Source organism: Rhizobium sp. Root491 (assembly GCF_001427205.1).
Lineage (GTDB): Bacteria > Pseudomonadota > Alphaproteobacteria > Rhizobiales > Rhizobiaceae > Agrobacterium > Agrobacterium tumefaciens.
In genome coordinates, this window is the sequence record NZ_LMFF01000001.1 from 505,538 (window position 1) to 527,900 (window position 22,363).

The 22,363-nt window shown below is 62.1% G+C and carries 23 protein-coding genes; 2 read left to right on the top strand and 21 right to left on the bottom strand.

Annotated elements, in window-relative coordinates; translation table 11 throughout:
• Positions 1 to 190: 190 nt before the first annotated feature.
• Positions 191 to 1,054, top strand: coding sequence for a MipA/OmpV family protein (locus ASD46_RS02485; RefSeq protein WP_025592866.1), 864 nt, complete (start codon positions 191 to 193; stop codon positions 1,052 to 1,054).
• Positions 1,055 to 1,167: 113 nt separating this feature from the next.
• Here ASD46_RS02485 and ASD46_RS02490 read toward each other — a convergent pair whose 3' ends face one another.
• The 21 genes from ASD46_RS02490 to ASD46_RS02590 form a co-directional block, all read right to left on the bottom strand.
• Positions 1,168 to 1,593 (bottom strand): thiol-disulfide oxidoreductase DCC family protein, encoded by a 426-nt coding sequence (locus tag ASD46_RS02490; protein WP_060641836.1) that lies wholly within the window; start codon positions 1,591 to 1,593, stop codon positions 1,168 to 1,170.
• Positions 1,594 to 1,784: 191 nt separating this feature from the next.
• Positions 1,785 to 3,194, bottom strand: a complete 1,410-nt coding sequence (locus ASD46_RS02495) for a sensor histidine kinase (RefSeq protein WP_025592864.1) — start codon at positions 3,192 to 3,194, stop codon at positions 1,785 to 1,787.
• A gap of 9 nt (positions 3,195 to 3,203) precedes the next feature.
• Positions 3,204 to 3,962: a response regulator transcription factor gene (locus ASD46_RS02500; protein ID WP_013635754.1), complete on the bottom strand. Its 759-nt coding sequence runs from the start codon at positions 3,960 to 3,962 to the stop codon at positions 3,204 to 3,206.
• A gap of 269 nt (positions 3,963 to 4,231) precedes the next feature.
• Positions 4,232 to 5,785, bottom strand: a complete 1,554-nt coding sequence (locus ASD46_RS02505; RefSeq protein ID WP_003512147.1) for a Do family serine endopeptidase — start codon at positions 5,783 to 5,785, stop codon at positions 4,232 to 4,234.
• A gap of 156 nt (positions 5,786 to 5,941) precedes the next feature.
• Positions 5,942 to 6,406, bottom strand: coding sequence for a cytochrome c-type biogenesis protein CcmH (locus tag ASD46_RS02510; RefSeq protein ID WP_025592862.1), 465 nt, complete (start codon positions 6,404 to 6,406; stop codon positions 5,942 to 5,944).
• Positions 6,403 to 8,397 carry a heme lyase CcmF/NrfE family subunit gene (locus tag ASD46_RS02515; RefSeq protein WP_003512142.1) on the bottom strand — a complete coding sequence of 665 codons (1,995 nt, stop codon included), beginning with the start codon at positions 8,395 to 8,397 and terminating at the stop codon, positions 6,403 to 6,405. Before ASD46_RS02515 ends, ASD46_RS02510 begins: the two co-directional genes overlap by 4 nt.
• Entirely contained in the window at positions 8,394 to 8,906 is a 513-nt protein-coding gene (gene ccmE / locus ASD46_RS02520) for a cytochrome c maturation protein CcmE (protein WP_003512141.1), read from the bottom strand. Before ccmE ends, ASD46_RS02515 begins: the two co-directional genes overlap by 4 nt.
• Positions 8,903 to 10,057, bottom strand: coding sequence for a c-type cytochrome biogenesis protein CcmI (gene ccmI / locus ASD46_RS02525; protein ID WP_019564067.1), 1,155 nt, complete (start codon positions 10,055 to 10,057; stop codon positions 8,903 to 8,905). Before ccmI ends, ccmE begins: the two co-directional genes overlap by 4 nt.
• Positions 10,058 to 10,200: 143 nt before the next feature.
• A complete protein-coding gene (locus tag ASD46_RS02530) occupies positions 10,201 to 10,629 on the bottom strand; it encodes a membrane protein (protein WP_025592860.1) in 429 nt (142 codons plus the stop codon).
• A gap of 107 nt (positions 10,630 to 10,736) precedes the next feature.
• Positions 10,737 to 12,137: a sensor histidine kinase gene (locus ASD46_RS02535; RefSeq protein ID WP_003512137.1), complete on the bottom strand. Its 1,401-nt coding sequence runs from the start codon at positions 12,135 to 12,137 to the stop codon at positions 10,737 to 10,739.
• Positions 12,127 to 12,798, bottom strand: a complete 672-nt coding sequence (locus ASD46_RS02540; protein ID WP_003512135.1) for a response regulator transcription factor — start codon at positions 12,796 to 12,798, stop codon at positions 12,127 to 12,129. The genes ASD46_RS02535 and ASD46_RS02540 overlap by 11 nt, the downstream gene beginning before the upstream one ends.
• Positions 12,799 to 12,894: 96 nt before the next feature.
• Positions 12,895 to 13,149: a hypothetical protein gene (locus ASD46_RS02545; RefSeq protein ID WP_003497070.1), complete on the bottom strand. Its 255-nt coding sequence runs from the start codon at positions 13,147 to 13,149 to the stop codon at positions 12,895 to 12,897.
• A 139-nt stretch (positions 13,150 to 13,288) separates the two neighbouring features.
• On the bottom strand, positions 13,289 to 13,495 hold the full coding sequence (locus ASD46_RS02550; protein WP_003512133.1) for a hypothetical protein: 207 nt from the start codon (positions 13,493 to 13,495) through the stop codon (positions 13,289 to 13,291).
• 34 nt (positions 13,496 to 13,529) lie between these two features.
• The gene (locus tag ASD46_RS02555; RefSeq protein WP_060641837.1) at positions 13,530 to 17,333 is read right to left on the bottom strand and encodes a baseplate multidomain protein megatron; all 3,804 of its coding nucleotides are present in this window, start codon (positions 17,331 to 17,333) and stop codon (positions 13,530 to 13,532) included.
• 17 nt (positions 17,334 to 17,350) lie between these two features.
• Entirely contained in the window at positions 17,351 to 17,785 is a 435-nt protein-coding gene (locus ASD46_RS02560; RefSeq protein WP_025592852.1) for an NlpC/P60 family protein, read from the bottom strand.
• Complete coding sequence (locus ASD46_RS02565; RefSeq protein ID WP_025592851.1) at positions 17,782 to 18,666, bottom strand: DUF2163 domain-containing protein; 885 nt, start codon at positions 18,664 to 18,666, stop codon at positions 17,782 to 17,784. The genes ASD46_RS02560 and ASD46_RS02565 overlap by 4 nt, the downstream gene beginning before the upstream one ends.
• The gene (locus ASD46_RS02570) at positions 18,663 to 19,301 is read right to left on the bottom strand and encodes a TIGR02217 family protein (protein WP_060641838.1); all 639 of its coding nucleotides are present in this window, start codon (positions 19,299 to 19,301) and stop codon (positions 18,663 to 18,665) included. The genes ASD46_RS02565 and ASD46_RS02570 overlap by 4 nt, the downstream gene beginning before the upstream one ends.
• 90 nt (positions 19,302 to 19,391) lie before the next feature.
• Complete coding sequence (locus tag ASD46_RS02575; RefSeq protein ID WP_025592849.1) at positions 19,392 to 19,973, bottom strand: phage tail tape measure protein; 582 nt, start codon at positions 19,971 to 19,973, stop codon at positions 19,392 to 19,394.
• Positions 19,974 to 20,070: 97 nt separating this feature from the next.
• Positions 20,071 to 20,292: a rcc01693 family protein gene (locus ASD46_RS02580; RefSeq protein WP_025592848.1), complete on the bottom strand. Its 222-nt coding sequence runs from the start codon at positions 20,290 to 20,292 to the stop codon at positions 20,071 to 20,073.
• Entirely contained in the window at positions 20,289 to 20,645 is a 357-nt protein-coding gene (locus ASD46_RS02585; RefSeq protein ID WP_013635742.1) for a gene transfer agent family protein, read from the bottom strand. The genes ASD46_RS02580 and ASD46_RS02585 overlap by 4 nt, the downstream gene beginning before the upstream one ends.
• On the bottom strand, positions 20,645 to 21,052 hold the full coding sequence (locus ASD46_RS02590) for a phage major tail protein, TP901-1 family (RefSeq protein WP_003512111.1): 408 nt from the start codon (positions 21,050 to 21,052) through the stop codon (positions 20,645 to 20,647). The genes ASD46_RS02585 and ASD46_RS02590 overlap by 1 nt, the downstream gene beginning before the upstream one ends.
• Positions 21,053 to 21,159: 107 nt before the next feature.
• Between ASD46_RS02590 and ASD46_RS02595 the strand changes: the two genes are divergently transcribed.
• Positions 21,160 to 22,359 carry an MFS transporter gene (locus ASD46_RS02595; protein WP_025592845.1) on the top strand — a complete coding sequence of 400 codons (1,200 nt, stop codon included), beginning with the start codon at positions 21,160 to 21,162 and terminating at the stop codon, positions 22,357 to 22,359.
• Positions 22,360 to 22,363 lie beyond the last annotated feature (4 nt).

The window sequence follows — 22,363 nt, forward strand, 5'->3', positions numbered from 1 at the left end:
TAACAAATGCGTGGCGCTTTGCGATCAGGAAAACCGTTTTTGCCGATCTTTTCCGAGGTCCGGCCTGCGGAAGCGCCATTTCAGTCGTGGCCGGCAATCTCGCGTAATGTCTCCGCAATTATGCCCACGTAGCGTCCTGCTCAACGAAACCCGACTCCCAGGTTTTGCAACGCTTGATGCTGCAACGGATATGATCATGAAACAGATTTTTACAGTGAAATGGCAAAAGAACCTGCGTGCAATGGCGTTGTGCCTGACCGCGCTGCCCCTGGCGCAGGGCATCTGCACGCCCGTCCTCGCTGCCGATCTCGGCAAATCGGACAGGTTCGCCGAACCGCAGGGCAATTTCGACAATGCCCGCTACAGCAGTTCCAGTGAGTGGAAAATCACACTTGGCGTGGGTGCTGCCTACGCTCCCAAATATGAGGGCTCGGACAAGCTGGAAGCAGGCGCGGTTCCCCTGGTTTCCGTTGAGTATGGAGATACGCTGAGCATCGATTTCAGTGGCGTCACCGTCAACCTGCTGAACAGCAACGGCTTCAGACTGGGCGTCAAGGGCGGCTGGGAAGCCGGGCGCAAGGAAAAGGACGACAAGAAAAATCTTCGCGGAATGGGTGACATCAAGGCGGGCGGCGTGGTCGGCGGTGTTATCGCTTATGGCATCGATCCCTTCGAGGTCTATGCGAAGGTGGACAAGACCATCAGCGGGAGCGAAGGGTTGACCGCAACCGTCGGCGCCAGCGTTTCGCACAAAGTCGACCAGTTCATCCTTGGCGCGGACCTCTCCGCCACCTGGGCGGACGACAAGCACATGAAATCCTATTTCGGCGTCACCTCGGCCCAATCCGCCCGTTCCGGCCTGCGCCGCTATGACGCCAAGGCAGGCTTCAAGCGCATCGACGCCAGCGCCTCCCTCACTTATCTTATGACCGAGAACTGGTCGATCACCGGCGCCGGCGGTGTTGGCTTCCTGCTGGGCGATGCCAAGGACAGCCCGCTCTCCAAGAAGGACATCCAGCCCTTCGCAATGATTGGCGTGGCTTATACGTTCTGACCCGATGGCGACGTGGCGTTGCGGGGATGCGTAGCCATCTCCGCAACGCCTTCACGTGTCTGTCCCGCCGCCTGAAATTGTCGCCTGCCCTGGGCGGAGGATCGTCGCTAAGTTCAGAGAATCCTGTCCATGTATTCCGGCGGCGCCACCCAGCATTGCGCGCGTTTTCCGAACCAACGGTAGCGATTGCGGGTGACAAAACGATAGACGGGATCGCGCAGAAATGCGGGAATTATGCGCAACATGCCAAGCAGCCGCCAGGGCATGCCAAGCGCCTCATAGATCGCAAGAACGCCGTCGCTATCCTGTCGCACCCTGTCGCCATCGACAACGAGCAGGCTGACCGGATTTTTGGGGTCCATTCCGTGCCGCCGGTAGATTTCCGTGCCGACGGCTCCCTGCATGGGGGCCAGCCGGAAATATCCGGCCTTGTCATGCCGCAGCACAAATTGCGCATTCACGGAACACAACACACATTCGGCATCGAACAGAATGATCGGTCCATGGTGGTCGCCGACCAAGGGGGCCATGTTTGCCATCGATCATAAGTCCTTTTGCCGATCGCGATGCGATCCCCTCATAAAGTGCAGCTGTAGAACCTTATAGGATATTCTTCCGATCATCTTTCAATTCAATCTCGAGAGACGATTATTTCTCGGAGGTGAACGAATTTCCGCACAAATAGCGGTGACCAGCCGGTGCTGGTGTCGGCGGCGTTGGACAGCGCGGCTTACTGGGTCGAAACGGGAAAGATCATCGAGACGGTCAGGCCCGGGCAGACGGAATTCGTAGTGTCGGTGTCCGACAGCGCGAGCGATCCGCCGTGCAATTCCATCACGGCCTCCACCAGCGACAGGCCGAGCCCCGTGCCGGGTTTGGAGCGGCTTTCGTCCAGCCGCACGAAACGTTTCAGCACCTCGCCGCGCTTGTCGGCGGGGATGCCGGGGCCGTTATCGGAGACGGACAGCACGATGGCGTCCGGTTTGCTCACCAGACGCACGATGAGTTTTTTGTCGCCCTCGCATTCGCAGGCATATTTCATGGCGTTGTCGATGAGGTTTGAAAGCGCCTGGCCGATCAGCTCACGGTTGCCCTGCACCGAAAGACCGGGTTCGATCTCGGCCTCAAGCGTAAGTCCCGCGTCCTCGGCCACCGGTTCGTAAAGTTCGGCGCTGTCGGCGGCGATTGCCGACATGTCCACATCGGTCATTTCGGCGGCGATGGAGCCGGCCTCGACGCGGGAAATCATCAACAATGCATTGAAGGTGCGGATCAACTGGTCGGATTCGGCGATGATGCCTTCGAGTGCCGCGCGCCGTTTCGTTTCGTCGTTGTCATCCAAGGCGGCGGCTGCCTTGTTGCGCAGCCGCGTCAGTGGTGTCTTGAGGTCGTGGGCGATATTGTCGGACACCTGCCGCAAGCCCTCGTTCAGCTTTTCGATACGGCCGAGCATGGCGTTGAGCGATCCGGACAGCCGATCGAACTCGTCGCCGGAGCGGCCCTGCGGCAGGCGCTGCGAAAGATCGCCGGCCATGATCTTCTTGGTCGCTGCCGACATGCGGTCGATGCGTTTCAAGGCATTGCGGCCGATGCCGAACCAGATGAGCAGCGCACCGGCGCTCATGATGGCAAGCGCCACCATCAGTGCATTGCGCACCAGCGCCCGGAATTTGGTGGGTTCGCCGAGATCGCGGCCGATCAGGATGCGCAGGCCGTTGTCCAGCATGAAGACATTGGCGGTCGCCATATGCTGCACGCTGTCGCCGCTTTCGGAATAACGTTCGTAACGGAAGGGGAAACCCGTCCAGCCCTCCTTGTCAAACACGCCGGGCTGCACGGAAGCGACGTTGCCTGCAAGGATTTCGCCATTGGGGCCGGCGATGATGTAAAGGCTCGCCCCCGGCTGGCGGGCACGGCGCTCCATCATCCGCAACAGCGGGTTGATGCCGCCGCGATTGTAGATGCGCTGCACATCCGACACTTCCTGCAGCACCGCGTCACGCGTCTGCTGGTTCAGCAGCCGTTCGGAAAGGGCGGTGACATAAAAGACCAGAAAGGCGGCGCAGAGCGCAAACAGCAGGATGTAGAGCGCAGAAAGGCGCACCGCTGTTGACCGGAACAATATTCTGAGGCGGACCATTTTCGCCAATCAGCCCTCGTCCTTCATCATGTAACCCGCGCCGCGAATGGTCTTCAGCAGCGGCTTTTCGAAGTCCTTTTCTATCTTCGAACGAAGGCGGGACACATGCACGTCGATGACATTGGTCTGCGGGTCAAAATGATAATCCCAGACGTTTTCCAGAAGCATGGTGCGGGTCACCACCTGGCCGGCATTCTTCATGAGATATTCCAGCAGGCGGAACTCACGCGGCTGCAACAGGATTTCCTTGCCACCGCGCCGGACATCGTGGGACAGCCGGTCAAGTTCGAGATCGCCGACACGGTAGACCATGTCCTGTTCGGGTTTGCCCTTGCGGCGGCCCAGCACTTCGATGCGGGCGAGAAGTTCGGAAAAGGCATAGGGTTTGGGCAGATAATCATCGCCGCCGGCACGCAGGCCGGTCACGCGGTCGTCCACCTGCCCAAGCGCCGAAAGAATGAGAACCGGCGTTTCGATGCCGCGCCGGCGCAGCTCGCTGATGACGGAAAGTCCGTCGCGGCGCGGCAGCATGCGGTCGATCACCATCACGTCATAGGAATTCTCGCAGCCCATGAACAGGCCGCTTTCACCATCGCTCGCGTGGTCGGCAACGATACCGACTTCCCGGAACGCCTTGGTCATATAGGCCGCAGCCTCGAGATCGTCTTCAATAACAAGAATCTTCATGTGCGGGACAATAGCGCCCTCGCCCTTTTCCGCACAACCGGAAACAGATGCGACGGACATTTCCTGAACCTTGTTTTCCATGAGATTTCCTCCTCGGTGCTGACTGGACCGGCTTTGTGGGTCCTTGTCTTCTCCCCGGCGGGGGGAAGGTGGCTCGAAGGGTCGGATGAGGGGCAAGGGCGCGGTCTATCGCTGGCCTTGCCCTTGATCCCGCTGCCGCGACCTCCTCCTCCCTAGCGGAGAAGAAACAAGCGGCACGCGCGTTCCACATACTCTGTCCCGCCCTCAAGGGGAGACACAGTCCCGAGCGACGCCGGCTCGAAGAAGAACCGGCGTCGCATCTCAGATTATCAACCCTGGTCGATATCCAGTGCGATGAAGCGGCTGCCGCTGTCCGTCTGGATCTGGAACAGCGCCTTGGAGCGTCCGTCCTTCTTCGCCTGCTCGAGAACCTTCTCGATATCGGCGGCAGAAGCCACCTGCTGGTTGTTGACGGAGGTGATCTTCTCACCCGTCTTCAGGCCACGGGCAGCGGCGTCGCTGTCCGGATCGACATCAGTGATGGCAAGGCCGTTGCCGTCGTCAGCGGGCGCAACCGTCAGGCCGAGGCTCGACAGCACCTTTGCGCTGGAAGGTTTGCTGCCACTGTCGTTTTCCTGGCCCGGCGTTGCTTTGGAGGCATCGTCGCTTGCGAGATCGCCAAGCGTCACGGTGACCGACTGCGACTTGCCGCCGCGCCAGAGCGAGATTTCAACCTTGCTGTTTGGCGTCATGCTGCCGATGCGGCGCGACAGATCGCGGGCATCCTTGACCGGGTCGCCATTGACGGCAGTGATGATGTCACCCTGCTTGATGCCAGCCTTGTCGCCCGGCGAACCGGACTGCGGCGAGACGACGAGCGCGCCCTTCGCTTCGGCAAGACCAAGCGACTCGGCAATGTCCTTGCTGACGGGCTGGATCTGCACGCCGAGCCAGCCGCGTTCGACCTTGCCGTCCTTTTGCAGGTCGGCGATCACGTCCTTGGCAACGGACGACGGGATGGCGAAAGCAATACCGACATTGCCGCCGGAGGGCGAGAAGATCGCGGTGTTGATGCCAACGACTTCACCGTTGAGATTGAAGGCGGGACCACCGGAGTTGCCGCGGTTCACGGCGGCGTCGATCTGCAGGTAATCGTCATAGGGGCCGGAGCCGATATCGCGGCCACGGGCAGAAACGATGCCCGAGGTTACCGTGCCGCCGAGGCCGAAGGGGTTACCGACGGCTACGACCCAGTCACCGACGCGAATCTTGCTATCGTCGGCAAACTGCACATAGGTGAACTTGCGGTTCACATCGACCTTCAGCAGCGCCAGATCGGTACGCGGATCACGGCCAACGAGCTTGGCTTCGAGTTCGGTACCGTCATTCATCACCACCGTGTAGGCGGAGCCGTCATCGACAACATGGTTGTTGGTGACGACATAACCGTCTTCGGAGATGAAGAAGCCGGATCCTTGAGCGACGGGGCGCAGCGGACCCTTGCCGTCACGATGACGGTTCGGACCACGGTCGGGACGGTCCTGGTTGGGGCCACCGAATTCCTTGAAGAAGCGCTTCAGGGGATGGTCGTCCGGCAGCTGGTCGAGACCACGGCCGCCGAAATTAAAGGAAAAGTTGCTGGAATCATCGGAAGCGGGCTGCACGTTCGACTGGACGCGAACGGAGACGACGGCGGGCGAAACCGCCTCGACCACATTGGCGAAGCTCGGAACCTGCGGCGCAGTCACCTCGACCGGAGCGGCAAAGGAATGAACGATCGGTGCGGCGATGCCTGTGGAAAGCATCAGCGCGGCAAGACCGCCAACGGTCGTTGCCTTCAGAACCGTCTTCAGCGAGGAGCGTCCGTTTTGCGAGTGAGACATGGTGTACCTTCTTTCTTCATTCAGACTGGAACCCGTTTGACCGGGGGAGAAGCGGTGGATGATGAAGATATAGGAGGCGACACCTTACAGCGAAGTGTCTGACGAATGAAAAAACCGTAATGTTGAAAAAGAACCGAGGACGGATATGAAAATCAGTTATTTTTCAATGAGATTACGAATTCTCTCTTCTTCGTCCGCGCTCAGTTTTTCCGGCCGCTCCTGGGTGGCGCGCCGACGCGAAAAAACGAGGATGGCGAATATTCCCGCAAGCGCCAGAACGATGGGCGCGCCCCACAAAAGTGCGGTGCGCAGGCTGAAACGCGGTTTCAGCAGCACGAATTCGCCATAACGAGACACGACGTAGTCGACAACAGCCTGATCGCTATCGCCTGCCACCAGCCTGTCCCGCACCAGAACGCGCAGGTCCCGTGCCAGTTCGGCATTGCTGTCATCGATCGACTGGTTCTGACAGACCATGCAGCGCAGTTGAGACGTGAGATTGCGCGCGCGCTGTTCCAGTGCGGGGTCTTTCAGCACCTCGTCCGGGTTGAAGGCGAAGGCCGGCCATGACGTAAACATGAGAACGAGAAGGAGCGTGAGCCCCGCCACAACCTCCCTCATTCCGCCGCCTCCGGCATCGCGGCCGTTTTTGCCGGCTTCGCCTTGCGGCTCGGTGCGCCCACCCTCAACCGTCTGTCGGAGAGCGATATCAAACCGCCGGCCATCATGAACAGCGTGCCGCCCCAGATGCACAGGATGAAGGGTTTCCACCAGATGCGCACTACCATGCCGCCATCCGCCATCGGGTCACCGAGCGAGACGTAGAGCTGGCTGAGGCCGAAGGTCAAAATGCCCGCTTCCGTGGTCGGCATTCGCCGTGCGGTGTAGAGCCGTTTGGAGGACCAGACGTCGGCCACTTCCACACCCGCCTTGCGTATGGTGAAATGGCCGCGATCCTCGGTAAAATTAGGGCCGACGGCATGGCGGATGCCATCGAAGGTGAGACTGTAGCCGCCCGCCTTCGCCTCCATGCCCTGCTTCATTTCAAGAACGGTTTCGGTCTCGAAGGTGGTGACGGTGACGATGCCAAGCACGGTGATGCCAAGCCCCATATGGGCAAGTGCGGCACCGAAGGCCGAACGCGGCAGGCCCTTCAACCGGCGGAATGCGATGCCGAAAGCCAGTTTGCCGAAATTGGCCCGATACCAGAGATCGGCAAGCGCCCCGAAGATCAGCCAGAAACCGGCTGCAATGCCAAGTGCGGCGAGTACCGGGCCGCCATTTTCCACGTACCAGAGCGTCAGCCCGGCAAGGGCTGCAATGGCGGCCGCCACATAAAGCCGCTGGAAAGCGCCGAGAAGATCGCCGCGCTTCCAGGCGAGCATCGGCCCGAATGGCGTGACGATCAGGACCGGGATCATCAGGAGGCCAAAGGTGAGGTTGAAGAACGGCGCGCCGACCGAGATTTTTTCGCCTGTCAGCGTTTCGAGAATGAGCGGATAGAGCGTGCCGATTAGTACCGTTGCGGTCGAGACCGTCAGGATCAGATTGTTGAGGACCAGCGCCCCTTCGCGTGAGATCGGCGCGAACAATCCACCCACCTTCAGCGAGGGCGCCCGCCATGCGAACAGCGCGAAAGCTCCGCCGATGAAAACGGTAAGGATGCCGAGAATGAAGATGCCGCGGCTCGGATCGGTGGCGAAGGCGTGCACGGAGGTCAAGACGCCGGAGCGCACGAGGAAGGTGCCGAGCAGCGACAGCGAGAAGGTCATGATCGCCAGAAGCACGGTCCAGATTTTCAGCGCTTCGCGCTTTTCCATGACGAGTGCCGAATGCAGCAGTGCGGTGCCCGCAAGCCATGGCATGAAGGAGGCGTTTTCAACAGGATCCCAGAACCACCAGCCGCCCCAGCCGAGTTCGTAATAGGCCCAGTAAGATCCCATGGAGATACCTGCCGTCAGGAAGGTCCATGCGGCGAGCGTCCACGGCCTTACCCAGCGCGCCCAGGCCGCATCGATCCGGCCCTCCAGAAGTGCAGCGACGGCGAAGGAGAAACAGACGGAAAAGCCGACATAACCGAGATAAAGCAGCGGCGGATGTATGGCGAGGCCGAAGTCCTGAAGGATAGGGTTCAGGTCCTGCCCTTCGGCCGGCACCCGCTCCAGACGCATGAACGGATTGGAGGTGAGCAGGATGAACAGCAGGAAAGCGACGGAAATCCAGGCCTGCACGGACAGCACATTGGCTTTCAGCGTTTCCGGCAGGTTGCGACCAAAGACGGCAACGAGCGCGCTGAAAAACACCAGGATCAGCAGCCATAACAGCATGGAGCCCTCATGGTTGCCCCAGACGCCGGTCAACTTGTAGAGCATCGGCATCAGCGAATGGGAGTTTTCCCAGACGTTGCGCACGGAGAAATCCGAAACCGCATAGGCCCGCGTCAGCGCCGCAAAGGACAAGGCCACGAGCAGGAACATCACGACGGAGCCGAGCGAGGCGATATCCATCAGCGCCCGGTCGTTGCGGCGCGCGCCGATCACCGGCAGCGTCGAGACGATCAGCCCCACGGCGAGTGCCAGAACCAGAACGTAATGGCCGATCTCGTTGATCATTTTATCGCTCCGGTCTTGTCGGCTGAAGCCCCCGCAGGAGAAGGCGCTGCGCCGGAAGGTTGCCCGCCCTCTCCGGTGTTCTGCCACAGGCCCTTGTCTTTCAGCCGGTCGGCCACTTCCTTCGGCATGTAGTTTTCGTCATGCTTGGCCAGAACGCTGTCGGCAACAAAGCCATGGGTCGCGGCATCGAAAACGCCTTCCGTCACCACGCCCTGCCCCTCGCGGAAAAGATCGGGCAGAATGCCGGTATAGCTGACGGGCACGTTTGCTTCACCGTCAGTCACCGTGAAGCTCACCGTGCGGCCCTCCCCGCGCTTGACGGAGCCTTCCGCCACCAGCCCACCTAGGCGGATGCGGGTGCCGGGATTGACCGGCGTCTTCTCCAGATCGGCCGGCATGTAGAAATAGGCTATGGACTGGCCGAAGGCGAACATGACGAGCAGCACGGCCGCGACGATGAAGCTCATGCCACCGCCGATGATTGCGAGCCGTTTCTGTTTGCGGGTCATTGCGTCACTCCCTGCGGCATCGCGCGCCCTTGCCCGTCCATGCGAACGGGTCCGGCGGAAACTCCCAATTCCTTCGCCAGCGCCAGTAGCTGCTTACCCTCTTCGCCCTCAGGCGGGAAAACCTGCAAACCGGCTCGCAGTGCCTCGCCCGCCTTCGCTGCATTGTTCAAGACGGAATAGGCGCGCACGAGGCGCATCCAGCCTTCGAAATCACCGGGATTTTCCTTGAGCTTGGCGTCGAGGCTCGCCACCATGCCCTCGATCATCGCCTGCCGGTCGGCGGGCGTCATATCTTTCGCCGCCGCCACGTCGCCTGCGGTCGGGCCGGGCGCTGCCTCGCCGCCGGTTCTGGCGATATGTTCCCGCACCAGCGGCAACCATGGCGCACCGGCTGGTGCATCCGCCGCCAGTGCTGCAAAGGCCGCACGCGCCTCCTGCGCCTTGCCCGCCTGCTCCAGCGACAGCGCCAGATAAAAGCGTGCGCGTGGATTGCCGGGTTTCAGCCGCTCGGCTTCGGCAAAGGCCTCACGCGCGGCCTCGATGACGATGCCGTCATTGCTCGCCACCAGTGTTTCGCCAAGTCCCGTCAGCCGTTCTGTGCTCGGCCCTTGCAGACGAAGCGCGTTGCGATAGGCAAGCTCGGCATCGCCAAGCCGCATCGTCTTGAAATAGATCGGCGCCAGGATATCCCAGCCTGCACCGTCGTCGGGGTTTTCGGCCAGGTGCCGCTCGGCACGGGCGACCAGAAGGTTCATGTCGTTACCGGGTTGCTCTAGACGTGCCTCGAGCGGCATGTCCGGCACTTCCGGACTTCCCTTCCAGATGTAAAGACAGAGGCCAAGTGCAGGCAGCAAAACGGTAATCAGGGTTACGGCGAGATTGTGCCGCAGCGGCCGGGCGCTGCTTTCAGCGTCTTGACGGGTATCGGCTGCGGCAAGCAGCCGGCGGCCGATTTCGGCGCGGGCATATTCCGCTTCCGTCTCGCCGATCAGGCCAGCGGCACGCTCGCGGTCCAGTTCGGCAAGCTGGTCGCGATAGACTGCAACCTCGCCGTCGCGGCGCGTCTGCGACACCTCGGTCTTCCGCATCAGCGGGTACATCAGGACGATGGCGACAGCCGCCGTCAATATCGCAACGACAATCCAGAACATATGGCTCAATTACTCGAATGCACGGCACATGGAAACATGAAGCGCGGAGATGACGCGAATTTGAGACATCACGCCGCACCGCCCGGCATCCAGGTGCATCGCTATAGCTCTTCCTGTCACTCGGAAAGGTCCATGACCTTGATTTACGTCAAAGGAGACCAGCTGCCATCGGCATTGCGGCAGGCCGCACCGCGAACCCGGGTTTCCTTTTCATCGACAGTCAGCGTGTGGGAATATTGCCGGCAATTCTGGTTGCCCACCTGATAGGGCGCATTGGCAACCACCTGGCCGCTGGCATCGTCGCCGGTCCATGTCACCGGCGTACCGACCGGGGCGGTTTCCAGTGCGCGATATTCGGCCTCTAGCGCTTTGGTGCGGTCGCCCTTTTCGAGCTGCAGACCGCTTCGTCCGACAATGCCGCCCTGCATGTTGGCAAGGAACGGCGTTGAAGGTTGTGCCGAACCGCCGAACAGACTGCCACCGGCCGAGCGGGTGCCCGTGGTGGTGCAGGCGCTCAGCATCGATACACACAGGATCGAGAGAAGTGCCGGGCGTGACACCAGCGAACGCATCGTCACGGAGCGGCAGCCATCATACACGTCAACCAAACCCTGTCCTCTTTTCCTTACCGCACCGCGCGTTATATATCGGCATTGAATTTCTTGCCTTTTTTCTTGCCTCACGCAAGCTCTTTCGAGAGGCCAGGCAAAATCAGATCGGCTTTCAGGCCACCTATCCCGCTGCGCGAGAGGGAAAAGTGGCCATGGTACTCAGACACCACTTCGGAAACGATCGACAATCCGAGGCCGGTGCCCGGACGGCTTTCGTCCAGCCGCCTGCCGCGCTTCATCGCTTCGCTTATCTGCCCGGGCTCCAGCCCCGGCCCGTCATCCTCCACGATCAACTCCACCCATGAGCGCCGGCCCATTTCGGGGTCGGAGGACGGGTGCGTGCCGGTCGCAAGCGTGACGACGACTTTGGTCTGTGCAAAACGCGCGGCATTCTCGAGAAGATTGCCGACGATCTCCTCCAGATCCTGCTGTTCCATGCCCAGCACTGCCCCCGGATGCTCGAAATTCAGCTCGAACTGCTTGTCGGGGTTGAGGCGGCGCATGACGCGCACCAGCCGTTCCAGCGCCGGCTCCGCTTCCACACGGGCAAGGATCGAGCCGCGCTGGGCGGCAATGCGGGCGCGCGAAAGATAGGATTGCACCTGCGCCTGCATGGCGTCAGCCTGCGCGCGCACCAGATCGCCATGCTGCGGCTCCAGCGTGCGGGCCTCGTTCAGAAGCACGGCAATCGGCGTTTTCAGCGAATGTGCGAGATTGCCGACCTGCATGCGGGCGCGCTCGACGATGCGCCGGTTGCTGTCGATCAGCGCATTGACTTCGTTCGCCAATGGCTGGATTTCGCGCGGGAATTCGCCTTCGAGGCTTTCCGCCTCCCCGCCCCTGATCTTTCCGAGCGCCAGACGGGCCTGATCGAGCGGCCGCAAACTGTAGAGAATCGCAAGGCCATTGACGACCAGACTGCCGACGCCGAAGACGGCGAGCGCCAGATAAAGGCTGTTGGAGAAATTGCGCACATCGTCTTCAACGACGTTGAGGTTGCCTGAAACGCGGAACCGCGCCGCGCGGCCCTCACCATCCAGCACGACTTCCGTTTCCGCCACCCGCACCTTGTTGCCCGCCTCGTCGGTCACGGCATAAAACCGCTCGTATCTGTTATCGAAGGGAGCATCGATAATGCTCGGCACCGGCAAGGACGCGACGCCGAGCGAAGAGGAGACCAGCGGTGCCGTCTGGAAATTGCCGAGCGGCTCCACCACCCAGTACCAGCCGGTATCGGGCTGCGAGAACCGGAGATCGCCGAGCTGCGGGCTGCCGGCCAGCGTATTCTCGTTAGAAATCGTCACGGAATTGATGACGTTATAAAGCTGCGCCCGCAGAAGATCGGTGAAGCTGCGCTCCACGCCCTGCCGGTAGAGCGTCGAGATCACGACGGCAATGACCACCAGCGCCAGCGCCGACCAGGCCGAGGCGAGAAGAAGAACGCGGGCGGTAAGAGAGCTACTTCGCATCTGCCGGCGCTTGCATCCGGTAACCGAGGCCACGGATGGTCTCGATCAGATCAACCCCGAGCTTCTTGCGCAAACGTCCGACAAACACCTCGATCGTGTTGGAATCCCTGTCGAAATCCTGATCGTACATATGTTCGACCAGCTCCGTGCGCGAGACGACCTCGCCCATGTGATGCATGAGATAGGAAAGCAGGCGGAACTCATGCGAGGTGAGCTTCAGCGTCACGCCGTTGACCGTTGCCTTGGAGGATTTGGTATCGAGCTTGACCGGTCCGCAGACGAGTTCGGAGGAAGCGTGGCCAGCGGCGCGGCGGATGAGCGCACGCACGCGGGCAAGAACTTCTTCGACATGGAACGGCTTGGTCACGTAATCGTCGGCACCGGCATCGATGCCCGCCACCTTGTCGCTCCAGCGGTCACGGGCGGTGAGAATGAGGACCGGCATGGCCTTGCCCGCCGCGCGCCATTTCTCGACGACGGTGATGCCGTCCATCTGCGGCAGGCCGATATCGAGAACGATCGCGTCATAGGGTTCGGTATCGCCTAGATAATGGCCTTCCTCGCCGTCAAATGCCTGATCGACAACATAACCGGCTTCTTTCAGCGCGTCGGTCAGCTGACGATTGAGATTGGCATCGTCCTCAACCACGAGAATACGCATTATCCGCCCTTTCCTTACGTCCCGGCCCGCGCGCGCGTCGCCGGTCATGCTAACTGTGTCGGATTGTTTTCCGATATTTCGGCGATGCGGGCAAGGCTACATCGGCACGCGCATCGTTACCTTGCGCGGGCGCTCGCCATTACCCTGGACGAGAACGGTAACTACACAGGACTGACCGTCACCGGAGGGATAGACCGAAAGAAGCTGACCACCGGTTTCGCGCACCACGCGGGCAACGGCCGCGCCGCAATCGCTTGCAGCCAGAATGTAATGGCCCTGCAAATCAGCCTCGGGCGCCGTGAAACCGGAAAGCCCGGCTGCAAGCGTCGCGATGATGAGAGGTGATGCCATTGCACAAATCTTCCAAAAAAATCGGCTGCGTCTCGAACCGTATTGTGACCGAATATGTAGCGCAAAGCGTCTGAATGGCAAATGAATGCCGCCCCCGACGCCACGACGCACGGCGGGGACGGTATGGGCGCTAGTGGCGTCAGCGGATGGCACGGGTTGCCGAAAGGCGGCCGTAAAGTGCGACGAGGCCGCCAATTCCGCCCGCAACGGTCACCAGTCCCTCCGCCAGCTCGCCGTGCAGGCCGGCGGGAAGATCAAGACCAGCGACGCTGAAAAGCGGTGCGAAAACCGCAACCAGGGCGCCCCAGATCGTGCGCGATTGATACCATGCCTTGGTACTCTCCATAATCTCGTCCTTTGCGTTGTTTTTCAGGTGGTTGTCAGAGTGGGAGAACGGCGTGCGCCGCCACTCCCAGAGGCACCGCGCGGCCGAGCTGACGGACACGCACGGAAATGTGATCCCGCAAGGTCGGGAAATCTGTGAGTTCGTCCGCTTTGGGGTACAGCCAGAAGGGTTCGGAGACCTCTGCCGTGCGTCGAACGGCCTCGCGATCCAGCACCTCCACGCGGTAACGCTCGAACGGCTCTTCCAGCGGTATCTCGCTCGCGTCCCAGCCATCGGCCTCCATCCGGCCTCGGCGCACCCAGCGCAGCAAAATGCCGTCCCTGCGTCGCTCGGCCGCAAGATGCACCGGCGCGAGCGGCGTTTCAGCCCGCAAGCCACCCTCGAAGACAAAAGGACCGGCGGGGGCGCCCGCCATTCCCGCCGCCTCGGCGATCCAGTTCAGCCGCCGTCCGCGTTCGGTCGCGGCAAGACCGAGCGGCTGCACCGCGGCGTCCAGCACCACAACAGGGGCGCCCACCGGCGCGCCAATGGCCAACGCATCTTCCGTGCCGCCAAGCCCACGCAACAAAGCGGAAAGCCGCCAGCGCGCGGGCGCAATTTCCTCTGCGCGCGCGAAAGCGATGATCTCCCAAACACCGTTTGCGGACCTCACCGCCATGCGGTTCTCGCCGTTCAGCACCGAAAGCTCCGTGGCCGAGGAAAGCTCGCCTGATGGCAGATCGATCAGGATGGTGTTTTGCCGGTCGAAACGGCCGGAGGGGCCTGATGTCAGCGGCATGGCCAACGTGCCGATCATCGCGGGCCGGTCAAGCACGGCGCGCTGCCGGTAGCCTTCCGTGCCGGCGGAGGACGAAACGACGATTGGCCGCCATGGCCGTGCAAAAACGGCAATCTGCGCCGAATTTTCAGACGCTGTGCCGTCATGGCGCGGCAGGTCGAGAAACAGCACCTCCGGGGCAAAACCTTCCGCGCCGTTTGCCCCGCCAACACGACGCTCATCCACAGCGCCCGAAAAAGCGGCGGATGCGGCGGAAAAGGCGCGCGCCTCCACCTGCCGTACAGTACCGTCCTCAATCCGGCTGACCAGGAACCTCCCTGCCGGAGCCTCCGAAAACACATTCTGCGGGAGACGGATGCAATCACCGGGTTCCAGAGCGATATCTGCGGGCGGCAACGCAAAACGCAGCGTGCGCCGCGCCTGCCTGTTGTCACGCAACAGGGCCTCAGCTGCGGCTTCCGCTGTTTCCGCCGGGAGTGCTGCGCTAAGGTCGAGCCGCATGACGCGGCTGCCGGCATTGTCGATACGGCGCGAACGCACGCTCGCCTGCTCGTAGTCCAGCTCCGGATTGAACGAGGTCAGCACGGCCTCTGCGGCGAAATCGCTGTCATGGCCGCGATTTTCCGACCACAGCGGTTCGTCGTCCAGATCGGCCAGCACGGCGGCGTCACGCACGGGCAGAACCGCCGTGTTGCGAGAGCGGAAGCGCAGGGTTCCGCCGTCCTCCGCGACATCCACCTGAAACGCCGCCATCAGCGGCTCCAGGAGGTTGCGGGCCGAGGTCACGTCGCCCTGCACATATCCCGTCAGATCGCCACTGACGGCAGAGACGTCGAAGCCGGAAAAGCCATGGTCCTTCAGGATCGCGGCGATGGTATCGGCAAGCGTGGCAGTCCCAAGCCGGCCGTTCAGCCAATGGCCGGTACGCCAGTTGGCCCCATCGCTCCAGGCCGCGCCGTTCTGCGGAAAGGCGGGGAACGGCCGCGCATCCCAGGTCCACATATAGACGCGGTTCGGATCCACCATCGCCGCATCCCCCTTCCCCTTCCAATGGTCGAGATGCGCCTCCAGAAACCGTCGCTGCTGGCTGTCGGCGCGGCTTCTGCGGGAAAAATAGGGATAAGCGTTTTCCGCCGATTTCGGATCGGGAAAGACATTCGGGCGCGTCGAACTCTTGTCCACCGCCGGGCAGCCGAGTTCGGTGAACCAGATCGGTTTCGACCCCGGCACCCATGCGGTTGGCGTCAATTTCTCAGCACCGCGCACCCGGTCAAAATGGGCATTCCGCCACCAGCTTCGCAGGTCCTTGTAGCGGAATACCCACGGCTTGCCCTTGAGACCATCGGTGATGGGCGTGCGCCGCCGCGCCGCGCGGTCGGCATCGCTGGCGTAATACCAGTCGAAACCCTCGCCCGCCGTGATGGCACGACGGAGGGCGTTAGCATCGTCCGGGCCGCTCATACCATCAGGATTGCCGTTTGCAGCATCCTCGTCGCGCCAGTCGGAAAGCGGCATGTAATTGTCGATGCCGATGGCATCGATATCAGGGCTTGCCCACAGCGGATCGAGATTGAAGAACACGTCGCCGGAACCGTCCGCCGGCTGATATCCGAAATATTCGCTCCAGTCCGCGCCATAGGTCAGTTTCGTTGCCGACCCGACAACGGCGCGCACATCCGCCGCCAGCCGCACCAGTTCCTCCACGAAAGGAAAGGCGTCGTTATGGTCGCGCAGGCTTGTCAGCCCGCGCAGCTCCGAGCCGATCAGGAAGGCATCCACCCCACCCGCCTGCGCCACCAGCGCCGCATAATGCAGCACCATGCGGCGATACCCCTCAGTGCGGTTGCAGAAGGTGGAAATCTCCGTGCGCGTGCCTGCACTGCGGTCGGGCGAACCTGCCAGGCCCGGTGCCGGAAAACAGGTGATGCGTCCGCGCCAGCCATAGGCGTCCTGCTCGCCTTTGCCGTAGGGGTCCGGCAGGCCGTTGCCGGCTGGCACATCCATCATCACGAATGGATAAAGGCAGACCTTCAGACCACGCGCCTTGAGGTCGGCTATCGCCTGCACAACGCTTTGATCATCCGGCGTGCCACCATAGGCCGGGCCGCCGCCGTGATGGCTGACGAGATGCGCTTGCCCGCGCGAAACACCGGCGACGGACCATGCCGCACTTTCCCTGTCGCGACCTGCCACTTCCACACCCGGCAGAATGCGGCATTCGCCCGCGCGCATGTCGGTGCCGAACCAGCTCACCACCAGCGCCACGCTTTGCAGATTGGGGCACAGCGCCTGCAATTCGTCGATCGCGGCCTGCCAGTCGGTCAAGGCCGTCAGGCAATTGCGGTTCATGATGCGACTTTCGCCCATGCCGGTGCGTTCCGAAACCTGCGCCGTGGCGTAACCGTGTTCCGTCGCACCGGGAATGACGGTGATGGCACGGATGGCTTTTTCCAGCCGGCCGACCGGTCGCACCACCTCGAACTGCATCAGCGGAATGCGGTTGCCATAGCTGTCAAGCGGCAGGCGTTCGAACACGACATAGGCCAACCCGCGAAAGGCGGGTGCATTGCCTGCGCCCTGTTTTGCCTCGATCAGCGGATCCGGTAATTGCGTCTCGCTGCCGGGATAAAAGCGCATCTCGATGGCGCTCAGGTCCAGTTCCCGCCCATCGGCCCAGACGCGCCGCACCATGGCCGCCTCGCCCTCGCACAGCCCGACGGCGAGATTGGCGAAATAGCGAAAGGACTCGACCTTCGGGCCGCGATTGCCCTTGCCGCCGCGACGCGTCACCTCGACGCTTTCCTCAAAGCGCGTCGCCCAGATCAGCGTGCCGCCGATCCTCGCCGTGCCGTAAAGCCGGTTGATCGCAGCGCCTTCGTCCGCACCCGGAATACGCGCTGTGGAAAGCCGGGCGCCGGACACCGTCCGCCCGTTCGAAAGCAGCGCGCGGTCGACGGCATTGCCCGCCAGCGCGCCAGCCGCGCGGCCGATGATGGCACCCACGGGGCCGAAAACGCCGCCGAGTGCTGCACCCGCCGCCTGAAAGAGAATGGTCGCCATGGTCGCCTCGAAAAATGTCAGGGTTCGGGAAAACGGAAGACGCCGGCAATACGTCGCTTCCAGCCGGGCACCAGCGCCGAGCGCACCACTGCCACCTGTTCATAGGCATGGATGAAATGCTGTGGCCCGGCGAGAATGCCGAGATGTTTCGCCGCTGCATCAGCCCGCCAGCGGAACAGCAGCAGGTCGCCCGGCATCGCCTCTTCCATATCAGGCACCGCCGAAAAATAACGTGTCGCGGCATCCAGCAGCCGGTCCTCGCCGCCCCGCTCGGCCCAATCTGGTGCGTAGGGCGGCGGCAGTTCCGGTTCCTCGCCGTAAAGCGAGCGCCAGATGCCCCTGACAAGGCCGAGGCAATCGCAGCCAACGCCTTGCAACGACGCCTGATGCCGGTAGGGCGTGCCGATCCAGCCTTGCGCGACCGCCAGCACTTTTTCTGAGGTACTGCTCATGGAAACAGCGCCTTGCCGTCATGGGTCTGGCCGCCGCTGGCGTAGGAATAGGCGAAATCCGCCCCCGGCAGATGCGGAAAGCCACGAAAGTTCAGGTAATTGGCGAATTTCGCCTTGCAGGTCGCAAAACTCTTGTCGCAACCGGCGATGACGGAAAAAACATCACCCGGCTGCGGCGGTTGCTCCGGAGCGAGCCAAAAGGACAGAAGCGTGCCGCCATCGCGTTTCTCGTGGCCGTCGAGATCGAAACCCTTGCCGACAAGTTGGCCGCTCAGAAACCGCAATTTCCCCCGGCTGAAGAAACCATCGGCGAAAGCGTCCAGCCCTGTCACCAGCAGGTTGCCCGCCGCGTCCATGCCCGCAACGCTGCCGGTGCCGGTAAATCGCTTGAGATCGACGCCGCATCGCCGATCACCAAGGGCGGCATCGCAGCGCCGCCCATAGACCCTGCCCTGCGGCTGGGAAAGACGATGGGCGATGCTGCGCAGCTCGGCACGAAACGCCCCGCCCGCCCGTGTCACCTCGCCGATTTCGCGCATGTTCAGCAGCACATGCTGTTCCGGCACCTGCCAGTTGACGAGGTAGAGCGCCACCTGCGCACCATCGAAACGTCCGGCGGCCAGATCGCTTTCGGAAATCGCCTCACTGGAAAAGCCGCCCGTCACTTCGCCCGCACTCGCGCCAAGTCCGGCCTCGCTGTCGCTGTCACTCGCACCAAAGCCGCTTGCGGCCAGATAGGCAGTACCGGCGAAGGAAAGGGTCCCGTCATGGTCTGTAAAACCGATGACCTCGCCGTCCTTCAGCGTCACTTTCCAGCAATGGCAGGTGGTCGTGGCCTCTCCCGCCAGATGTTCGGCCAAAGCGGCAGGAATGGTCTTCATGGCAGGATTTCCATCAATGGAATGGAGGGAATGCGGCCCGCCTCGAAGGCGGTAAGGTTCACGTCGATGCGGTCGATTGCAAATCGCACCGGCACGTCGAATTCGAAACCGGCCCGGATTGCGGCACCGGCAGGCGGCGCCTTACCGGCGCGAAACGTCACCGTACCGGTCACATGGTCGACCGAAAAATCCGACAAGACGGCTTTCACCCCATCGACTGAGATGATGACCGAAGCCTCGACCGGCTTCTCCACCCGCCGGGTGAAAGAACCGCCCGCATCGGCATAGGTCTTCACCAGCTGAAAAGCCGTCGTCGTGCCGTCACCGGTGCCAATCTTCTGGTCGCTTGCAGCAGGTGTCTGGCCCGGCGGACATGATTTGAAATCCACCGGGTCGCGAAACCGAAAGCCATGGAGTTCACCGCGCCGCGCCTCGAAAAAGGACAGCACCTCGTAAAGATCGGCAACGGAGCGAATGCCCGATCCTGCGTCATAGGCGCGTCTGGCATTCTTCCAACGCTGGTTGCGGTTCTCCCGCCGATTGGAAAGGTTGACGATATCGGTTCTCCTTACCGGCCCGCCGCTTACGCCAAGCGCCAGCCTCAGCGGAAACCGCACTTCATGAAATGCCGCCATGTCGTTGTTCCTGGATTCGTTTTAATAGTCTGGGAAAGATGGAAGGGTCACGCTCGACTCAGAGGTCTTGCAGGGAGGAGGTTCAATCCGTCACAGGCCGCGCTGGCCACGCCCGACGCTGCGCGCCAGCATGGCGGCGATCTGGCCTTCACTTTTTCTGAAGCTCGCCGCATCCGTCGCCGTCACATTGAAAACGATCTGCGCGCCGCCGCCACCCGCCGGTGCGGCAACACCGAGCGCCCCATCCGAACCACGCTTCAGCGGCAGGATCGCCTCGGCACCCGCTTCGCCCATCAGGCCAAGCCCGCCGCCCATCGGGAAGAAGGCCGGGCTTGCGACCACACCGCCATCGGCAAAGGGCGTGATACTGCGTCCCGGCACCCCGCCATCGGCAAAGGCAAACAGCGAACCGCCGCCATTCAAAAGCCCGCCCACGGCATTGCCGATCATGTTCTCAAGCGGCTTCAACCCGGCGGAAAGCGCAATGCCGGAGAGCCGTTCGCCAAGCCCGCGCAACACGTCATCCAACCCCTTGCCGCTCGTCACCGCGGCCTGCATGGCAGAAGTCAACGCCGCCCCGAACCGCTCGGAACGCCGTTCGAGATCACCCATCGCCTCCGAGAGCGCTTCCGCTTCCTCGCGACTGTCCGCAATCGATACTTCGCCTGCCATCACGCTTGCCTTTCTGATTCAAAACAGAGCCGTAGATGTTTGAATTGCCTGGTCGTTTTCACGAAAGATGCACGTCCCCCAAAATAGCAAACCACACTCAGCCATCCGGAAACCGCCGCATCATCGCATCCATCGCCGGGCGGTCGAGGGTGTGGAAAGCGGGGCGGATGCCGCCGGTCATGGCAACGAATTCCCTTGGCGTCAGCTGCCAGAAGGTTTCGGAGGAAAGCCGCAGCAGGTGGAAACCGGTGTGTATTACCGCCTCCCAAGGAAAAGGACGCGGCGTCAGATCGCCCACCTCACCTGCTGCGGCGCTCAAGGGTCCGGCGGTGTGCCCCTCGAACCGGCAAAGGTGGCTGTCAGGAGATCGGCGACGATGGCGGCGTGGCCGGCAAGGCCGCCTTCTACCGTGGCTGCGGCCACGTCCTCATCGGAAAACACGTTGCCCGCGCCGCGCAGACCTGCGCCGATCACCCGTATCATATCGGTCGCCTTCATACGTCCGGCTGCGAAACGTTCGGCGAGCGCGGTGAGATCATCGGCCTGAAAGGCGGTTTCGAGTTCGGCGAGAGCGCCGAGCGTCAGGCAAAGAACGCGCCTTTCGCCATCGATCAGCGCCTCGATCTCGCCGCGATGGCGGTTCGCCCGCCCGTAACGTAACCCTTGCGGCATCACAGTGCTCCGAAATTGAGGAAACCGGCCGATTCCAGCGCGGTCTCGAATTGCACTTCGCCATCGTGGCGACCGGAATATTCGAGTGCGACGATCTGGAACGGCCCGGTGATTGTGCCGAAGTCAGGAATGACAATCTGCCAGCCCGGAATGGAGCCGGCGAAAAATGCGCCACGCACCAGTGCATCGCTTGCCTGATCCTTGAAGATGCCCGACGCCGTCAGCGATGCCCGCTGCACGCCGGCGCCGGCCAGAAGCTCGCGCCAGCGCCCGGCGCTTTCGCCGTCGGTAATATCGACCGCCTGCGCGTTGAAGGCCAGACGCTTGGTTCTGAGCCCCGCCACGGTCACATAGGAGCCGGCGTTGTTGAACTTCAGCAGCAGGTCCTTGCCCTTCTGCGCCACCATGGTGTTCTCCCTCTCGTTTCGATTGATGTCGTCTCGTTTGATGTTGCCGGGTCGCAACTGGCCTGCTACCAAAAGCATTCCCGCATCTCGCACCCGCGATTTTCATCATGTCTGATGCCACCCCCTTCACGTCTCGCGCGCGCCTTATCGGCGTGCTTGCGGTTGGGCAGGTCGTCAGCTGGGGCACCGGTTTCGACATGCTGGCCATACTGGGGCCACGCATCGGACAGGAACTGGCCATCGCAAACGAGGTCGTTTTTGCCGGTCTCACCGTCATGATGACGATCAGCGCGCTCTGCGGCCCGCTTCTGGGAAGAACGCTCGTGCGCCGTGGTGCCGCCCCTGTTCTTGTGGCGGGTTCGTTGCTGTTCACGGCGGGTTTTGTCGTGCTCGCCTTTGCGGGCGGCGTGATCAGCTATGTCCTCGGCTGGGTCGTGATGGGTCTGGCCGCGACCTGCGGCCTGACGACGGCGGCCCATACCGCTGTGGTGGAACGTGTCGGCGCGGAAAGTGGCCGGTCGCTGACGCTTCTGATGGTGTTTACCGGGCTTTCGGCAGCGGTTTTCCTGCCCGTCACCACCGTCGCAGATCAGCACCTGGGCTGGCGCGGCACCCTTTTGGTATATGCCTGTCTGCAGATATTCGTGCTTCTGCCACTCTATGTTTTTGTCCTTCCCGGACGAAGGACGAGCAATACTCCAGGCACGTCGAAAACTGCTGCGGTCTCGACATCGCCTGTCGATACGCGGCGCGCCTTTCTGCTTCTGGCGGCAATGACGACGCTTAGCGCCTTCACAGCCTTTGGCTTTTCGCCGCTCCTGCCTCTGCTGCTGGTCCATGCCGGCGCATCGCAATCGCTCGCCGTGCAACTGGCAGCCGTGCGCAGCGTGCTTGCGATCATGGCGCGCGGGTTGGATTTTCTGCTTGGAAAACACGGCAATCCTTTCGTCACCTGCATGATCGGCTTAGGTATGCTGCTCGCATCCTTCGTGCTGTTGCTCGTTTTTGCCCCGGCCATGCCCGCTTTCATCGGCTTCATCATTTTCTTCGGCTTTGGCGCGGGCGTGCTCACCGTCAGTCGCGCGGTGTTGCCGCTCGCGGTATTTTCACCGGAACAATATGGCCTTCAGGCTGCGCGTATCTCCCTGCCGCAGAACCTTGCCATTGCCGTGGCGCCCGTCATTTTCACGCTGGCGCTGGATCGCGGCGGGGTGGCGGCCATGCTCACCATCGCCGCCGTGCTGATCAGCATTTCGTTTCTGCTGCTGATCGTGCTCTGGCGCACCGTGCGCAAACAGAATTCCTGAACCG

What these genes read in the sequence shown, in the direction of transcription:
- ASD46_RS02490 (WP_060641836.1), bottom strand. Translation starts at nt 1,593, where the DNA reads ATGGCAAACATGGCCCCCTTGGTCGGCGACCACCATGGACCGATCATT.
- ASD46_RS02560 (WP_025592852.1), bottom strand. Translation starts at nt 17,785, where the DNA reads ATGAGCAGTACCTCAGAAAAAGTGCTGGCGGTCGCGCAAGGCTGGATC.
- ASD46_RS02530 (WP_025592860.1), bottom strand. Translation starts at nt 10,629, where the DNA reads ATGCGTTCGCTGGTGTCACGCCCGGCACTTCTCTCGATCCTGTGTGTA.
- ASD46_RS02510 (WP_025592862.1), bottom strand. Translation starts at nt 6,406, where the DNA reads ATGAGGGAGGTTGTGGCGGGGCTCACGCTCCTTCTCGTTCTCATGTTT.
- ASD46_RS02505 (WP_003512147.1), bottom strand. Translation starts at nt 5,785, where the DNA reads ATGTCTCACTCGCAAAACGGACGCTCCTCGCTGAAGACGGTTCTGAAG.
- ccmI (WP_019564067.1), bottom strand. Translation starts at nt 10,057, where the DNA reads ATGTTCTGGATTGTCGTTGCGATATTGACGGCGGCTGTCGCCATCGTC.
- ASD46_RS02515 (WP_003512142.1), bottom strand. Translation starts at nt 8,397, where the DNA reads ATGATCAACGAGATCGGCCATTACGTTCTGGTTCTGGCACTCGCCGTG.
- ASD46_RS02565 (WP_025592851.1), bottom strand. Translation starts at nt 18,666, where the DNA reads ATGAAGACCATTCCTGCCGCTTTGGCCGAACATCTGGCGGGAGAGGCC.
- ASD46_RS02570 (WP_060641838.1), bottom strand. Translation starts at nt 19,301, where the DNA reads ATGGCGGCATTTCATGAAGTGCGGTTTCCGCTGAGGCTGGCGCTTGGC.
- ASD46_RS02545 (WP_003497070.1), bottom strand. Translation starts at nt 13,149, where the DNA reads ATGGCATCACCTCTCATCATCGCGACGCTTGCAGCCGGGCTTTCCGGT.
- ASD46_RS02550 (WP_003512133.1), bottom strand. Translation starts at nt 13,495, where the DNA reads ATGGAGAGTACCAAGGCATGGTATCAATCGCGCACGATCTGGGGCGCC.
- ASD46_RS02595 (WP_025592845.1), top strand. Translation starts at nt 21,160, where the DNA reads ATGTCTGATGCCACCCCCTTCACGTCTCGCGCGCGCCTTATCGGCGTG.
- ASD46_RS02500 (WP_013635754.1), bottom strand. Translation starts at nt 3,962, where the DNA reads ATGGAAAACAAGGTTCAGGAAATGTCCGTCGCATCTGTTTCCGGTTGT.
- ASD46_RS02495 (WP_025592864.1), bottom strand. Translation starts at nt 3,194, where the DNA reads ATGGTCCGCCTCAGAATATTGTTCCGGTCAACAGCGGTGCGCCTTTCT.
- ASD46_RS02555 (WP_060641837.1), bottom strand. Translation starts at nt 17,333, where the DNA reads ATGGCGACCATTCTCTTTCAGGCGGCGGGTGCAGCACTCGGCGGCGTT.
- ASD46_RS02585 (WP_013635742.1), bottom strand. Translation starts at nt 20,645, where the DNA reads ATGCCGCAAGGGTTACGTTACGGGCGGGCGAACCGCCATCGCGGCGAG.
- ASD46_RS02540 (WP_003512135.1), bottom strand. Translation starts at nt 12,798, where the DNA reads ATGCGTATTCTCGTGGTTGAGGACGATGCCAATCTCAATCGTCAGCTG.
- ASD46_RS02575 (WP_025592849.1), bottom strand. Translation starts at nt 19,973, where the DNA reads ATGGCAGGCGAAGTATCGATTGCGGACAGTCGCGAGGAAGCGGAAGCG.
- ASD46_RS02535 (WP_003512137.1), bottom strand. Translation starts at nt 12,137, where the DNA reads ATGCGAAGTAGCTCTCTTACCGCCCGCGTTCTTCTTCTCGCCTCGGCC.
- ASD46_RS02485 (WP_025592866.1), top strand. Translation starts at nt 191, where the DNA reads ATGATCATGAAACAGATTTTTACAGTGAAATGGCAAAAGAACCTGCGT.
- ccmE (WP_003512141.1), bottom strand. Translation starts at nt 8,906, where the DNA reads ATGACCCGCAAACAGAAACGGCTCGCAATCATCGGCGGTGGCATGAGC.
- ASD46_RS02590 (WP_003512111.1), bottom strand. Translation starts at nt 21,052, where the DNA reads ATGGTGGCGCAGAAGGGCAAGGACCTGCTGCTGAAGTTCAACAACGCC.